The sequence below is a fragment of the Mucilaginibacter sp. 3215 genome, assembly GCF_050433785.1.
Classification (GTDB): domain Bacteria; phylum Bacteroidota; class Bacteroidia; order Sphingobacteriales; family Sphingobacteriaceae; genus Mucilaginibacter.
On the sequence record NZ_JBNPWO010000015.1, the window covers coordinates 82,946 to 96,648 of the forward strand.

Consider the following 13,703-nt stretch of genomic DNA (forward strand, 5'->3'; position numbering starts at 1 on the left):
GTGCCCAATTTTGCTTCATCAAACAAAAACGAAAACAAAATTGAAAGTCATGTCAGCAAATAAAACATTGATCATAGAAACATCAGCCGCAGTGAAAACAGCACGCGAGCTGCGTAAGCTTTATTTTACAAGAGTAGCATTTTCAGTTACCTGGGTAATATTGGTATCCTTATTAGCCAAAACCTCATTCACCGCAGCTACTATCCTGCTCGTAATCTATCCGCTTTGGGATGTTGTGGGTACATTCCTGGATATCCGCGCTAATCAGGGTAATGGCACATCGGTAACGCCACAGTATGTAAACGCTGCTATCAGTATTATTACAACCTTATCAGTAGGTTTTGCTATAACCAAAGGTGTACCTGCTGCATTAATTGTATTTGGTGCCTGGGCTTTGTTAACAGGATTGATCCAACTGGTGCTTGGCTTGAAAAGGCGAAAAGAGTTTGGCGGTCAACGGCCGATGATAATAAGCGGCGGCCAATCTATGCTTGCCGGCGTGTCGTTCATCGCCATGGCACATTCGCCTAATATGGGTATTGTGAATTTGGCAGGATATTCAGCATTTGGGGCTTTTTATTATTTGTTAGCTGCTATAAGGCTGGGAAAAAGCGCTAAGGCGGTTCCGCAGAATTGATATTCGCCTTTTATTATATATTATAAAACTATGTCATTGCGAGCGTAGCGCGGCAATCTCGTCGAAAGCAGAGCGAACCTGCAATGTATTTATGCATAGCTACGAGATTGCCACGTCGCGTCCAACGCTCGTCCCCAGCAGCTCCTCGCAATGACATTTTTTATTTAAATACTCCCTTAAACTTCAAAAACACAATTCCCTCATTTACCAGCTGTGCATCTGCCTTAACCTGCTCATCAACGGTACTCATCTTTATCCCCAACCCAAACTGGGGGTATTCATTAGGGTTGATGAACGACAGAAACTTGATATTATCAGCCTTAACAAGTCTTAACTTTTTGCCGAGCTGATTTTCCAGCACTTCTTTAATCATCTGCATCATACACACACCCGGCACAATAGGATTACCGGGAAAATGCCCCTTAAAAATCTCATGCGCGGGGTTAAGGGTGATGGTTGTTTTGAGCAAACAGCCATCTGTTTCGGGAGTGGTAAAACCGAAAAAGTTATTGTTAAGCATCTATCTTTCCAAACGTTTAAGGCCGATATTAAATTTAAAGTTTTTATGGCTAATGCCAATGGTATCCGGAATGCCATTGTGAAAACCATGCATAATAGCCTGTACCACGGGCTTTCTGTTGGATGAGCGCTCCATTCGGATCAATTCTGTGCCCGCTTTGTTCGTAACATAGTAGTTTGCGCCCTTTTCCTGTGGAAAAACGTAGTATAAATAGTTGTCGTCCTTGCGAATATAGGCCGTTTCCGGATTTTGTTTGCGCATCATCACCAGTTCAAAATCTTTCTGCAGCGTAATGATCACCGGGCGCTTATCCATTTGCTTTATGATGTAATATACCTTAAAGCCTCCATCGGGTTTAAACTCAAAATCAAAAAATTTAAAGCCCATCTCATTACTGAACACCATACGAACGCTTTTATCGGGTAGGGTTTTAATAAGCAGCAAGCCGCTTAAATGGTGACCGCCTATAACATCAACTTCGGTTTTATAAAGCGCCCGCGTAAAATCAGGAGCAAATTTCCTGATCTCACGTACGCTGCCATCTGCCGGTTTCAGGTTTTTATAAACCGACGCACAGCCGGCCAGCATTAGCAGGCAGCTACTTAATAGCAAAAAGCGCATCCGGGATACTGGCATTGATCTCTTTATTAGTGAAACGGAGTGTGGTACTATCGCCCGAGCTTTCCAGCATTTGGATAGTGTCTACGGAATAGTCCTTTTTATCAACGGTAATTTCAATGGTTTTGAAAAACTCGCTCAATTGCTTGTTAACAGGTGAAAGCGAAACCAAATAAGTGCCCTTGTTTTCATAAACGGCCGACTTGAAATCGCCGCTGTTGAGGGCCGTTCCCTGGATACAATCCACCACGATCTTGTTAATTTGCTTAAATACCTTATTGGAACGGGTAGATACCTTATTTTCCTTTTGCCCATCTTTAATATACACATTGTCCTTATTGAGGATCATGAGATAGCTGAATGGCTGGGTATATTCCATGCGCAGCATATTGGGCTTGCGATACCAGAATTTGCCTTTAGAAGTGATCTTTTCCGAGAGCATGCTCAGGCTTTTCTCCTGGGTGAAATCACTTTTAATGCTATTGGTTTTTGCGGCGACATCGGCAAATTGCTGCTTAAATTTGGTAAGATCGGATAGCTGGGTATAGCCTGCGTGTTGGGCTTGGGCAGAGATGGCCGCGCAGATGATTATCAAAAGAATCAATAGAGACTTAGTACATGATAAAAGTGTGGCGGCCCGCGCGATTCCTTCCTTGGGGAAGGAGGAGGTAGGGGTTAAACGCTGATGAAAGCCCTCCCTACACCCTCCCGAGGGAGGGAATCGCACAGCCCCTGCTTCAGCTTTTAATATTTTATTTTCAATCAATCTACGCATATGCCTGCAAATTTAGCATTTTATCCAGCCGTACTATTTCGTATCCCTGTGCTTTAGCTTGTTCAATAAACAAGGGTAAAACCGAAATTGTTGCTGCTCCTGTATCATGAAACAGGAAAATGGCGCCGCGGTTTATGCGGCGGTTTATCTTATTTAAAAGTTTTTCCGGATCGCTAATAATCGTATCCATCGAGCGTACGCTCCAACCTATGGGCACCATCCTGCTTTTTATGATAGCTTTTTTAAGGTTAGGGTTGATCACTCCATAAGGAGGCCTGAACAATAGGGGACTTAAGTTAATCGTCTGCCTCACCAATTGGTTGGCCTGAAGCATATCATCCAGCATTTTAGCCGAGGGAAACAGATCGAACCAGAAATGATGTGAAAAACTATGATTGCCGATGATATGGCCTTGCTCCTGGATCTGTTTTAAAATAGTTTCATTGCCGGCTATCCTGTTGCCTATGCAGAAGAAAGCCGCCGGAACGTTAAGTTGCTTTAAAATATCCAAGATCTGAGGTGTAGCAGTAGCGTCCGGCCCGTCATCAAAAGTAATGGCGATGGCCTTTTTGCTGGTTTTTGCAGCACACATCACCCGCATAAAAAAATTGGAGCCGATGTAGTAGCAACCGTAAAATAATATCAACGAGTAAATAAATGCCAGCACCAGGTAGCTCCACCACGATACCCCTTCAGTAATGTGCTGCCAGATTATTAACCCCAGCAGCCCGGCAAAAAGGATATTGGCATTCCTGAAGTTTAACATGCCGAGAGCAGAATTAGCGAGTGGTGAATATTTTGGTAGTGATTATAGATCAGCACTTTTTTTAACGGAATTTGATTGCGAGATGATACAAATGAACAAACACCGTTTTTGATTTCATGCGCCGCCAGCCACATCGCAAATGCAGATGAAGTTGGGTATTCACCGCAGAGGGCTTTGTAATTGATAACAGGCACATTATCAAAATCATACTGCAGTAGTTGTTCATAAACAGCAACATTTTTTAAATCACCGTTGCTACCTGTTAGCAAGAGGCCTATTTCATTAATATCAGTATTTTGTGTTAACAAAAACGTGCGGATATGCTGTTGTATTTCGGCAACGTTGCGCGGTTTATAAAAGCTGGATACGCCTTCAATTTTAGCCCAGTCATTACCCGAGGCTCCCCGGCTTAACAGGAAAAAAGCGGATCCTTCGCCGGCCATTGTTCCCTTACCGGTATTATTAAGCAGTTCAAAGTTTGATACCGGTTCACGGCTATATAGTCCCATGCGCTTTAGAATAGCATGGCTATTAATAGTGATTTCATCAATGCCGCCTATGAGTACATTACTTGCTTCACCCTCATATAAAAGCATCATGGCATCAAGCAAGGCGTTTTCAAATGACGCACCGCCATTTACAAACGTGTTGTTGTATCGATGACACTGCAGCAACAGCGCTATCTGCGCGCTGATGGTATTATGGGTTGATTGGATAAAAGCCGTAGGCGCAAGCGCTTCCTCATTCTGCTGCACCATTTTACTCAGGAAGGTATTGGTATCTTCCAAACAGCCGTAAGCCGTGCCGGTAATAATGGCATCGGGTGCGTTGATCCCCGCCTGGTGCAGGCAATCCATCCCTGCGGCCACACCCATTTTAATGATGCGGCTCATGCGGCGGATGAGTTTTGGATCGATTAGGGTTTTATAGTCCGGCTCGATACAAGTGAGTTTGTCGCCGGTGTATTCTGCCAGTTCTGAAAGAAACGGCTGATTACCGAAGGTGTTTTGAGGCGATATGTTGCTTGCTGCCCTAATGTACATCACCTATAGTTTTGAAAATATTAATGATGAACAATTACCGCCAAAGCCAAACGAATTGGACAGTACATGCTTTATCTCCGGTTGTTTTGAAAAGCGAGGTTCGGGCGTAAAAGGCAGGCCTTCCATCGGCGTTTCAAACCTTAGATTAGGATATACTAACCCACGCTGCACCGCCAAAGCCGAAAATACGGCTTCAATGCCACCGCTTGCCCCAAGCGTATGCCCGGTAAAAGCTTTGGTCGAACTCATTTTAGGATAATACCTTGCGAATAGGGTGTTGATAGCAGCACCTTCCGAGCTGTCATTATTTTGTGTGCCGGTACCGTGCAGGTTAATGTAATCAATATCTGAAGGTTGCAATCCAGCCTTTTGCAGCGCGCCTTTCATCGCCAGTAATGAACCCGTACCTTCTGGTGATGAAGCCGTTTGATGATAGGCATCGTTTGCATTGTGGTAGCCACTCAAGATACAATACAACTCTTTTTTAAGCGATGAGGCAAAGCGCTTAGATACCAGCACTACATAACCAGCGCCCTCACCAAGATTAAGGCCGCGACGGTTAGCATCAAAGGGCTGGCAGGGTTGTTTATCCAGTATCATGAGGGTGTTAAAACCATTCAGTGTAAAGCGGGTTAGCGCGTCGGTACCACCGGCTATGACCACATCAAGCATATTGTTTTTGATGAGCCGTGCGCCGTACATAATGGCATTGGCCGATGAAGAACATGCCGTGCTGATAGTGCTTACATGATGCCGGATGCCCAGCTGATCGGCGACTAAATTGGTAACTGTACCACACTCGTGATTTACCACATTGCGTAAACGTCCTTTGGTGTTATCGGCTAAGAAATCCCGAAAGAAATCTTCGGTTTTATCCATGCCACCGACGGTATTTGCCGAGATAAAGCCTGTTCGTAAGCCTAAGGGATTGGTAATTCCTGTATCTGTTAAAGCTTCTTTGGCGGCAATTAAACTCAGCATAGCCGTACGACTGATGCAGGGTTTAAATCCAGACAATTCCGCAAGTTCATCATTGCTCAGTTTAACCTCTCCAACAGGAAATTCATCCCGGTGTTCGGTATCTAGATATTTGATGGAAGCAATACCTGTTTCAGCCTGCTCAAGCGACAGCAGGTTTTGGGCCACAGAGTTACCTATGGCCGAAATTACCCCCACGCCGGCTATAAAAACAGGTTGATCCATTTTTTAAGCGTTCGGGATTTTGTTGCTTTCAATAAATTCGGCGATGGTGCGTACCGAGCGGAAGATCTTCGGGCCGTCTTCTGCGTTGGAAAGCTTTACTTTATATTTTTGCTGCAGCAGCACGATCAGTTCCAGCGCGTCTATTGAATCAAGCCCCAGTCCATCACCAAAAAGCGCCTGATCGTCGCCTATATCCTCCGGCTTCACATCCTGTAAGTTCAACTGCTCAATGATCTGCTCTTTCAGATCGGCCATTAATTTATCCATTTGCTGTACTGTAAATTTTATTAATATTTTCTGTTGTGAAGTTCTATTGACTTCATTTGTGCAATTTATAATTCATTGCCGTTGGCTTCAGCCAACGGAATACTCATCCGTACCCCGGGGCTTTAGCCAAAATGCCGCTTTTAGATTGTGGCTAAAGCCAGCATCCGTTAACCCTTTTTACCGTTGGTTAAAACCAACGGCAATGAATCATATCCCATTTTGACTGTTTCGATAGAAAAAGGTATTGCCCCCGCTTTCTCAATCAAAAACAAAACGGCTTTATAGCCCGTGGTTGTCATTTCCGCCCAGCCGCAAATACAGGCTTTTAGTTGCCCTGTCTCCAATAAAACAGAAACATATCTGCTGATAAAATTCGCATTAAACCGGTCAAAAATATAAAAAGCGTTTTCGCCTTTAAAATGATGACGGATACAGATCTCGCCGATAACGATATTCGGCAACGTGTAAACAAACAAGGCTGGGCTTGCTATATCCTGAACGGATTCAAAATACCGTTTATCAGCATCAAGGCTCGAGCTTGCATTGGTTAGCACTACGCCAATGTCGGTAGGTTGATATTTTTCCTTGTCGAAATCTTTCAGCAAAATTTCCGCAGCAAGCCAACCCAGCTTTGCGAGGTTATCCATCTTATAAAACTTAGGGTATTTTATCCCCAGGTGCTGATAAACCGACAGCAAAAAACCGGGAATATCACTCTCTGTACCCTCAAACACCACTTCGTTATTATAACGAACTGTGTTGCCGCTGATACTGCAATGAGCTGATATGTAATAGTGGTTTTTCAATTTATAATGCGTCTGTCGATATTATAATCAAATAAAAAGCTTTGAGCTTTAAGCGTTCTGCTTTCAGCTCTTATCCGCCGCTACCATATCCCTTAAAGTAATGGTGCGTGCCAGTTTATGTAATGCTGTTTCGTGGTTTTTAACGTAGGGGTTATCCAGGTCCCAAACGTAACCGGCCAATACCGAACAAATCTGGCTTTTCACAAGCGGATCCTGGTTATCGGCGAAAAATATGGTATCCAAAACCCCCTCGTACCATGAGGTAACATATGAGCGGAAGGTGTTTACGCCCTGCATCATGTACTGCATGTATTCTTTGTCCCAATCTACCTGTTCGCCCTTGAGCTTACGAATCACGAGTTTGGCAGCCGTTTGGCTCGAAACCGTAGCCAGCGTTACGCCCGATGAAAATATAGGGTCGAGGAACTCGGTCACGTTGCCGGTAAGCACAAAGCCATCGCCATAAAATTTACTTGTTGTGGCCGACCATGATTCCAGCACTTTGGGCGAAAATTTAAATTCTACATCGGCAAACCGTTCACTGAAATAAGGCTGCGAAGCGATGAGTTCTCGCAGTATTTCTTCATCACTACCCTCATATTGTTTAAAAAACTCAGGGTTGCCTACAAACCCCAGTGAGGTAATGCCATTGGCAAAAGGAATGATCCAGATCCAAACGCCGGGCTGATGTACCACAATGGTAATGCGGTTTGGCTCATCGGCCATGGAACGTTTTTTATCAACGGTATGCACAAACAGGGTCTTACGCGGAACCTGGGTAGATGGCCTGTCGAGGTTAAATAGTTTGGGGATCACCCTGCCATAACCGCTGCCATCGATGATAAAACGGGCCGAAATCTCTGTTTGATTTCCGTCTTTATCCTCCAATGTAATTACCGAGTTTTGGCCGTTGAAAACAATATTAGTAACGGTAGTTTCGTAATGAACAGGAACGCCCATTTTTTCAACGGTATCGGCTAAAGTTTTGTCGAAATCGGCCCGGGGCACCTGCCAGGTCCATTTCCAACCGGGAGTAAACTGATCGGCAAACTGATAGTCGCAGATCTTACCGTCTTTCACAAACTTTGCGCCCGTTTTTTCCTGGAAACCTTGCGCTTTAACGGCGTCGACAAAACCGGCTTCGGTTAATGCTTCCATGCAGCGGGGCAGCAAGCTTTCGCCAATCACAAAGCGGGGGAAAAGTTGCTTCTCTACAATTTTTACCTTAAAGCCCGCCTGGTGTACGATAGAAGCGGCCACTGTTCCAGCCGGACCAGCGCCTATCACCAATACGTCTACCTGTTCTGTATTCATATTATCAAATATCTTGTTGTGATTTGGTTAAATTGATTTGCTTTTTTTAATTACCTCAACACACTCAAGGGTTAATTTTCGGTTAATTTCTTTTGGGATTGGAAGTGGTAATGAGTCGGGGTACATTTTTTTTAGTTTACCAACCATACAATCGCATAATTTATCGCCAAATCCGGGGCCCATACTTTGATATATGGCAACATAATTATCTCTGAACCCTTTTTCTATAAAGGGGCTCCATTTTTGATAACGGGTTGCCATTTCAAAAGAACGCCCTTCGTTTCTTTGTTTTATTAAATACTCCCGGGTGATTTTTATGTTTAAACTTTGCAAGCTATCTTTTGACACGGAATTAAAGCCATTGGGGATTTCCTCCTTGATTCGCCTTACCATGTACCTTATATAACTTATTCTTTCCCGCTCATCAGCCATGCCGCCTTTGGTTGTAGAATCAATGTAGTTGTAGAGCCCTTGTTCATATTCTTTTGTCCAGATATCGGGATTGGGTTTCTGCTTCTGTTTACATGCGCAGATCAATGAGTATAAAACAAATAATATCAGTGCTTTTTTCATTATTGTGATTTGGTTAGGATTATAGCAGCGTTGCATCCCCCAAAGCCTGAAGCTATTTTGAGGCAGCTATTGAGCGGTTTTGAGATTAACTGACTGCAAACACTTACGGGGTTGGCATCACCTTGTTTGTTGAAACCTTTTGTTGGAATAATAATATTTTGCCTCAATGATCGCGCTGAAATTATGGCTTCGATCAAGCCTGATGCGCCTAAGGTATGCCCGTAAAACCCTTTCAGGCTATTGAGTGGAACATGCTGCAAACCGGCCAGCGTTACGGCTTTTGCTTCCATTTCGTCGTTATAAACGGTCGCTGTACCATGGGCAGATATAAAATCAATATCCTCAGGCTTTAAACCGGCAGCATCCATCGCTTTATTGATGGCGTAATATAATTCTTCGCCGGTGCGTGATGGGCCTGAAATATGGTTGGCATCATTGCTTATTGCACCCGAAACTAATTCAATAGCTTCTCCGGTTGGTTTGTCTGTAGATAGAATAACCGTAGCCGCGCCCTCTCCCAAATTGATACCATCACGATCTGCATCAAATGGTTTGCATAATCCCCGACTAACGGCCTGAAAAGATTGGAAGCCCGAAAGCACAAATTTTGAAATCACATCTGCCCCGGCTATAACCGCATGGTCGTACTGCCCGGATTGGATCAGCCGCATCCCGGTTATCATAGCTACCAAGCCGGAAATACAAGCATGCGAAACTACTATTGGCTCATTAATAAAGCCAAAATGTTGGGCTATCTTTTTGGCCGAAGTATGCAGGGCTATCCGTTCATCCAGTTCAGGGCCCGCTTGTTCGGTTTCCAACAGGCTAATGTTGCCTTTGGTGCTGGAAATAATCAGAACAGTTTTTTTATCGGATATATTTTTATCGACTCCATGTAAGGTTTCGGTTAACGAAGCGATGAGAAGGTGCTCGAATTTGGTGCAGCATTCATCGGTTTGAAAATATACTTTTTCAAATAGCGATGCAAAAAAAGGATCGTCAGACAGGACTTTATCATCGTGGTGCCTCACGCCTGAAACCCCGTTAACCAGGTGCTCAAAATTTTGAGTGGTGGTAGCCCCTAACGGCGAGTAAACATTATCGGCAACAAGGTAAACCTTCTTCATCACGGCGTTCTGTTATATCAAACCTTGTTGTTGTTTCCAATCCAGAAAAAAATCCGGGTTGGTGAGTTGCAGTTCAAAATTATCACGGCGAACAAAAACCTGTGTTGTCGATCCTTTAACGATAAGTTCGCCTGTTTGGGCGTTGAGCAACCTGTAAGTAAAATTGATCTTGGCCGATTCGGTAGGGGTGTAGGTGGTTTCGATAATAACCTTATCCTCGTACCGCAAAAAGCGCTTATAATCACAATTTACGTTAACTATAGGCACAACGTAGCCCGCATTATATACATCCATATAACCCAGGCCGTATTGTTTGCCAAATGCTTCGCGACCGTCCTCAAAATAGCGGACATAATTGCCATGCCAAACCACGCCCAGCATATCCACATCGCTGAATTTGACTTCAATCTCAATAGTATTTATTAGCGATTGCTGCAAAACCTTAGGGGCTTAGTATTTTTTGAAAAGATCGAAATCAGCGCCAAAATCGTCCAGGATTACCGGCCATGGGTGTGCCCAGTAATTTCTAAAACCAAATCCACGGCTGTTGCCGGTGCGGAAAACGGTATATAAAACAGTTTTCTTATCCATATCAACAAAAGTTACCCAGGCGCCCCCTTGCGCCCGCCCTTTATCCATGCCTTCAACAATCAGCAACATGCCGATGCCTTTATTACCTAAAAAATCATAGTTTTTAATCAATGCATCAATATCTTTTTCGGTCAGCGTTTTGAAATGACCGGGATCAGTATCAAAGAAGTTTTTGGTAAGCGCGTTGTTAACTTTTTCGGTAACATTCATTGCAAAATGAACGGTATCGCGGTGAACCGCCCTGGCCGGGTTATATTTTTTAGGTTCTTTTAGAAAGAAATTTTCCCATAGGGGGATGTATTTGCCAACAAATTCGGCATTGATCACCTCCCGTCTGTAAGCTTCTTCCGAACCAATGAATTTCATTTGTGAAAAATCCATACCTAACCAGGTTATCGGGGTTTTTCTATCAAATACCTCTGCTTTGGTTTGGGCAGATGCCGGTTTTAAGAACGCGGTTAATAAAAGTATCAGTAAACTCAGTTTAATTGCGTTTTTTTTCATGGTTGATATTATTGTGGTTGAATAAATATTTTCATTTCGCATTGGGCTATCGTTATGCCTTTGCAAGTAATTTTTCCTTTGATGATGGTAACATCGAAAACCTGGTTTTCAATTTTTACTTCGGTTTCTATGGTATCGCCAACTTTTGGCAAAGCAAATACTTCCAGGTTTTTTACCGCGCCGATAAAACCAGGCAGTACAGACTTGCCCAATTGATGAGCTGCATATCCAGCACCTGCGGCGGCGGTTTGGGCAATATTTTCAGTCAGTCCAGCTTCGCTTAATTCACCATCGCTTACCAAAACATTTTCGGGCAATATCAACAGCGATGTTACCGTGGTATCACCCGACGAAGACACCAGCGTATCAACCATTACAAATGGCGGGCGCTGTGGTATTAACGTTAAAATATCCTGTGTTGGTAAGGTCATTGCCAAAAATTATAATAGTTGTACCACTGCTCGGGATACATTTTTACCTTGTTTTCAAAACTGGCGATAAAATCATTTGTAAGTTGCTCCATGCCTTTGCCCCTGCCCAGATCTGAATAATCCTTTACCGGGCTGGCAAAAAAGTGATAATGCAACGCGCTTTCCTTTAAAGCGTAAACAAAAGTTACCGGGACTTTAAATTTTTCGGCCATTACAAACGGCCCTGCCGGGAATTTCGCATCCTCACCTAAAAACTCCCTTGTTATGGTTTTATTGCCTTCGATATACCTGTCGGCATGCATGCAAACCAGCTCATTGTTCTGAAATGCGGCGTTGATTTTAAATATGTGCGACAGGTCATTTTTGATCACAATGATGTTTATTCTCCGCTCGCCGGTTACCGAATCCATGTATCGCTTGATCTGTTTGTCCTCGCCATCAAACATTACGATATTAATGCGGGTGTTGATATGGTCAAGCAGCTCACCTGCTATTTCCCAGCTGCCGATATGCGAGCTAAGCAGTAATCCGCCCTTGTTCATGGCAGCAATCTGCCGTAGGTTGTCGATTCCATCAAAGTTGAAAGTGAACTTGTTGGGAATCCCCGACATAATCACCACCTTATCGATAATACTTTGACCAAACAGATAGTAATTTCGGTAAAGCTTGAATATTGATTTTACACTGCCGAAACCGAGCCGCTTGTGGAAATAGTAGTATGTTCCTTTTGATGTTTGCCACGAAAACAGGAAATAGTAAAGCGCTACAAACCTCAGCATAAAATAGGCCGGCATTACACCTGCTGTTTTTAAAACGCTTACAAAAATGCGGTAGCCAAGGGTGTTGCCTTTAGATTTTCCCTGCCAGGCGGGCATTATGCAAGCTCCTTAGGTTGTACGCGTGATAGTACGTAATCGTAAAAATCCTGGAAGGTAACAATGCCCGTAAAATCTTCGGGTTTTACTTTGAACCCAAAGTTGCTTTCAATTACTACAACAAGGTCGATATAATCAAGACTGTCAAGGTCGAGGGTTTCTTTCAGATTAGCTGCGGGCACCATTTTATCTGCATCAACTTCAAATTCTTCGGCAAGGAAGCTGTTGATTTTTTCTATGATCTCTTCAATTTGCATAATGGCTTAGTTTAAATATATTTTTTAATAATCAGGGACGAGTTGGTGCCGCCAAACCCAAACGAGTTTGACAGGAATGTATCTATATTTTTTTCGACGGTTTCGGTAGCGATGTTAAGTTTCGCCGAATCCTCGTCGGGGTTTTCAAAGTTAATGTTAGGCGCCACGAACGAGTTTTGCATCATTAGCATGGAATAAACAATTTCACTTGCGCCTGCCATCCAGCACTCGTGGCCGGTCATGGATTTGGTTGAGCTTACCAAAGGCTTATAATCTCCAAAAACTTCATCAATGGCTTTAGCCTCGCTGGCATCGCCGGCAGGGGTAGAGGTGGCATGAGCATTGATATAATCAATTTCAGAAGCCTTTATACCGGCATCTTTTAACGCCATATTCAACGAGCGTACCGGCCCTTCAACCGTTGGGTTTGAGATATGCCCCCCGTTTGATGAAAAACCGTAACCAACAACTTCGCCCAAAATGGTAGCGCCTCTTTTCCGGGCCGAATCCAGGCTTTCCAGGATCACGGTAGCAGCACCACCGCTTGGCACCAATCCATCGCGGTCGCGATCAAAGGGGCGGGAAGCTTTTGCCGGGTCGGCCTCATGTACGGAAAATGCCGAAAGCGCATCAAAACTGCCCATTGAATAATGGCTTAGTTCCTGCGCACCACCGCAAATGATGCAGTCCTGCATACCACTTTTGATGAGGTGATAGCCCATGCCTATAGAATGTGAACCGCTGGCACAGGCCGCGCTGATGGTAAAATTGACACCGCGCAGCTTAAATATGGTTGCCAGGTTCATGGTAACAGTGGAGTTCATGGTTTGAAAAACTGCCCCCGAACCAATGAGCATAGTGTCTTTTTTTTCGCGGATAATATCGGTAGTTTCAATAACAGCCTTAGCGGTACTATCATTACCGTATAAAATGCCTACATCGGTTTGGGCGATGTAATCAGCATCGATACCTGCCTGTTGTAATGCTTCGATGGTAGCTATGTAGGCGTACTCGCCTTGCTCGGGCAACATGATACGTGCCCGGCGATCAAGCGTGCCTTTCAGGTTGGGTTTTTCAACCGCACCGGTAAGGCCCGAGCGGTAGCCAAAATCTTTACGGATAGCATCATATACAATGCCCGACCTGCCGGCATAAAGGGATTCCTTAACTTCATCAAGATTTTTCCCAATACACGAATAGATACCCATCCCTGTTATCACAACCCTATTCATATTTGAGCAAAAACTGATAGTACATAGTCAACAAAATGTGATAAAAATACAAAAAAATAGAACTTAATCTGGTTTTTGTATGTATAGCGCTCGTTTAATGTTCCAAATTTCGGCTATTAAAATACCTGTATCTTAATAGCTTATAATTAAGTTTATATTAAGAG

Annotated in this window: 18 protein-coding genes; 1 reads left to right on the top strand and 17 read right to left on the bottom strand. The window is 43.7% G+C overall.

Annotated elements, in window-relative coordinates; translation table 11 throughout:
• Positions 1-49 precede the first annotated feature (49 nt).
• The gene (locus ABIC84_RS20970) at positions 50-637 is read left to right on the top strand and encodes a DUF308 domain-containing protein (RefSeq protein WP_429264830.1); all 588 of its coding nucleotides are present in this window, start codon (positions 50-52) and stop codon (positions 635-637) included.
• A 160-nt stretch (positions 638-797) separates the two neighbouring features.
• Here ABIC84_RS20970 and ABIC84_RS20975 read toward each other — a convergent pair whose 3' ends face one another.
• The 17 genes from ABIC84_RS20975 to ABIC84_RS21055 all read right to left on the bottom strand — a co-directional run bounded on the left by ABIC84_RS20975 (position 798) and on the right by ABIC84_RS21055 (position 13,539).
• The gene (locus tag ABIC84_RS20975) at positions 798-1,157 is read right to left on the bottom strand and encodes a hypothetical protein (protein WP_429264831.1); all 360 of its coding nucleotides are present in this window, start codon (positions 1,155-1,157) and stop codon (positions 798-800) included.
• Positions 1,158-1,793 (bottom strand): hypothetical protein, encoded by a 636-nt coding sequence (locus ABIC84_RS20980; protein WP_429264832.1) that lies wholly within the window; start codon positions 1,791-1,793, stop codon positions 1,158-1,160.
• A complete protein-coding gene (locus ABIC84_RS20985) occupies positions 1,756-2,379 on the bottom strand; it encodes an outer membrane lipoprotein carrier protein LolA (RefSeq protein WP_429264833.1) in 624 nt (207 codons plus the stop codon). The genes ABIC84_RS20980 and ABIC84_RS20985 overlap by 38 nt, the downstream gene beginning before the upstream one ends.
• 163 nt (positions 2,380-2,542) lie before the next feature.
• Positions 2,543-3,316 carry a polysaccharide deacetylase family protein gene (locus tag ABIC84_RS20990; RefSeq protein ID WP_429264834.1) on the bottom strand — a complete coding sequence of 258 codons (774 nt, stop codon included), beginning with the start codon at positions 3,314-3,316 and terminating at the stop codon, positions 2,543-2,545.
• Entirely contained in the window at positions 3,310-4,359 is a 1,050-nt protein-coding gene (locus ABIC84_RS20995; protein ID WP_429264835.1) for a beta-ketoacyl synthase chain length factor, read from the bottom strand. Before ABIC84_RS20995 ends, ABIC84_RS20990 begins: the two co-directional genes overlap by 7 nt.
• 3 nt (positions 4,360-4,362) lie before the next feature.
• On the bottom strand, positions 4,363-5,562 hold the full coding sequence (locus tag ABIC84_RS21000; protein ID WP_429264836.1) for a beta-ketoacyl-[acyl-carrier-protein] synthase family protein: 1,200 nt from the start codon (positions 5,560-5,562) through the stop codon (positions 4,363-4,365).
• 3 nt (positions 5,563-5,565) lie between these two features.
• Positions 5,566-5,901 carry a phosphopantetheine-binding protein gene (locus tag ABIC84_RS21005; RefSeq protein WP_429264869.1) on the bottom strand — a complete coding sequence of 112 codons (336 nt, stop codon included), beginning with the start codon at positions 5,899-5,901 and terminating at the stop codon, positions 5,566-5,568.
• Between the two features lie 95 nt (positions 5,902-5,996).
• A complete protein-coding gene (locus ABIC84_RS21010) occupies positions 5,997-6,635 on the bottom strand; it encodes a hypothetical protein (protein ID WP_429264837.1) in 639 nt (212 codons plus the stop codon).
• Positions 6,636-6,698: 63 nt separating this feature from the next.
• Positions 6,699-7,949, bottom strand: a complete 1,251-nt coding sequence (locus ABIC84_RS21015) for an NAD(P)/FAD-dependent oxidoreductase (protein ID WP_429264838.1) — start codon at positions 7,947-7,949, stop codon at positions 6,699-6,701.
• A 27-nt stretch (positions 7,950-7,976) separates the two neighbouring features.
• Positions 7,977-8,522: a hypothetical protein gene (locus ABIC84_RS21020; protein ID WP_426583031.1), complete on the bottom strand. Its 546-nt coding sequence runs from the start codon at positions 8,520-8,522 to the stop codon at positions 7,977-7,979.
• Complete coding sequence (locus ABIC84_RS21025; protein WP_429264839.1) at positions 8,522-9,649, bottom strand: beta-ketoacyl synthase N-terminal-like domain-containing protein; 1,128 nt, start codon at positions 9,647-9,649, stop codon at positions 8,522-8,524. Before ABIC84_RS21025 ends, ABIC84_RS21020 begins: the two co-directional genes overlap by 1 nt.
• 12 nt (positions 9,650-9,661) lie before the next feature.
• Positions 9,662-10,087 (bottom strand): acyl-CoA thioesterase, encoded by a 426-nt coding sequence (locus tag ABIC84_RS21030; RefSeq protein WP_426583027.1) that lies wholly within the window; start codon positions 10,085-10,087, stop codon positions 9,662-9,664.
• 12 nt (positions 10,088-10,099) lie between these two features.
• Positions 10,100-10,744: a hypothetical protein gene (locus ABIC84_RS21035; protein WP_426583025.1), complete on the bottom strand. Its 645-nt coding sequence runs from the start codon at positions 10,742-10,744 to the stop codon at positions 10,100-10,102.
• An 8-nt stretch (positions 10,745-10,752) separates the two neighbouring features.
• Positions 10,753-11,175 (bottom strand): 3-hydroxyacyl-ACP dehydratase, encoded by a 423-nt coding sequence (locus ABIC84_RS21040; protein WP_426583023.1) that lies wholly within the window; start codon positions 11,173-11,175, stop codon positions 10,753-10,755.
• Positions 11,172-12,050 carry a hypothetical protein gene (locus ABIC84_RS21045; protein WP_426583021.1) on the bottom strand — a complete coding sequence of 293 codons (879 nt, stop codon included), beginning with the start codon at positions 12,048-12,050 and terminating at the stop codon, positions 11,172-11,174. The genes ABIC84_RS21040 and ABIC84_RS21045 overlap by 4 nt, the downstream gene beginning before the upstream one ends.
• The gene (locus tag ABIC84_RS21050; RefSeq protein ID WP_426583019.1) at positions 12,050-12,307 is read right to left on the bottom strand and encodes an acyl carrier protein; all 258 of its coding nucleotides are present in this window, start codon (positions 12,305-12,307) and stop codon (positions 12,050-12,052) included. The genes ABIC84_RS21045 and ABIC84_RS21050 overlap by 1 nt, the downstream gene beginning before the upstream one ends.
• 11 nt (positions 12,308-12,318) lie before the next feature.
• Positions 12,319-13,539, bottom strand: coding sequence for a beta-ketoacyl-[acyl-carrier-protein] synthase family protein (locus tag ABIC84_RS21055; protein ID WP_426583017.1), 1,221 nt, complete (start codon positions 13,537-13,539; stop codon positions 12,319-12,321).
• Between the last annotated feature and the right edge of the window lie 164 nt (positions 13,540-13,703).

What these genes read in the sequence shown, in the direction of transcription:
- ABIC84_RS21020 (WP_426583031.1), bottom strand. Translation starts at nt 8,522, where the DNA reads ATGAAAAAAGCACTGATATTATTTGTTTTATACTCATTGATCTGCGCA.
- ABIC84_RS20990 (WP_429264834.1), bottom strand. Translation starts at nt 3,316, where the DNA reads ATGTTAAACTTCAGGAATGCCAATATCCTTTTTGCCGGGCTGCTGGGG.
- ABIC84_RS21015 (WP_429264838.1), bottom strand. Translation starts at nt 7,949, where the DNA reads ATGAATACAGAACAGGTAGACGTATTGGTGATAGGCGCTGGTCCGGCT.
- ABIC84_RS21025 (WP_429264839.1), bottom strand. Translation starts at nt 9,649, where the DNA reads ATGAAGAAGGTTTACCTTGTTGCCGATAATGTTTACTCGCCGTTAGGG.
- ABIC84_RS21045 (WP_426583021.1), bottom strand. Translation starts at nt 12,050, where the DNA reads ATGCCCGCCTGGCAGGGAAAATCTAAAGGCAACACCCTTGGCTACCGC.
- ABIC84_RS21035 (WP_426583025.1), bottom strand. Translation starts at nt 10,744, where the DNA reads ATGAAAAAAAACGCAATTAAACTGAGTTTACTGATACTTTTATTAACC.
- ABIC84_RS20975 (WP_429264831.1), bottom strand. Translation starts at nt 1,157, where the DNA reads ATGCTTAACAATAACTTTTTCGGTTTTACCACTCCCGAAACAGATGGC.
- ABIC84_RS21000 (WP_429264836.1), bottom strand. Translation starts at nt 5,562, where the DNA reads ATGGATCAACCTGTTTTTATAGCCGGCGTGGGGGTAATTTCGGCCATA.
- ABIC84_RS20980 (WP_429264832.1), bottom strand. Translation starts at nt 1,793, where the DNA reads ATGCCAGTATCCCGGATGCGCTTTTTGCTATTAAGTAGCTGCCTGCTA.
- ABIC84_RS20970 (WP_429264830.1), top strand. Translation starts at nt 50, where the DNA reads ATGTCAGCAAATAAAACATTGATCATAGAAACATCAGCCGCAGTGAAA.
- ABIC84_RS20995 (WP_429264835.1), bottom strand. Translation starts at nt 4,359, where the DNA reads ATGTACATTAGGGCAGCAAGCAACATATCGCCTCAAAACACCTTCGGT.
- ABIC84_RS21055 (WP_426583017.1), bottom strand. Translation starts at nt 13,539, where the DNA reads ATGAATAGGGTTGTGATAACAGGGATGGGTATCTATTCGTGTATTGGG.
- ABIC84_RS21050 (WP_426583019.1), bottom strand. Translation starts at nt 12,307, where the DNA reads ATGCAAATTGAAGAGATCATAGAAAAAATCAACAGCTTCCTTGCCGAA.
- ABIC84_RS21040 (WP_426583023.1), bottom strand. Translation starts at nt 11,175, where the DNA reads ATGACCTTACCAACACAGGATATTTTAACGTTAATACCACAGCGCCCG.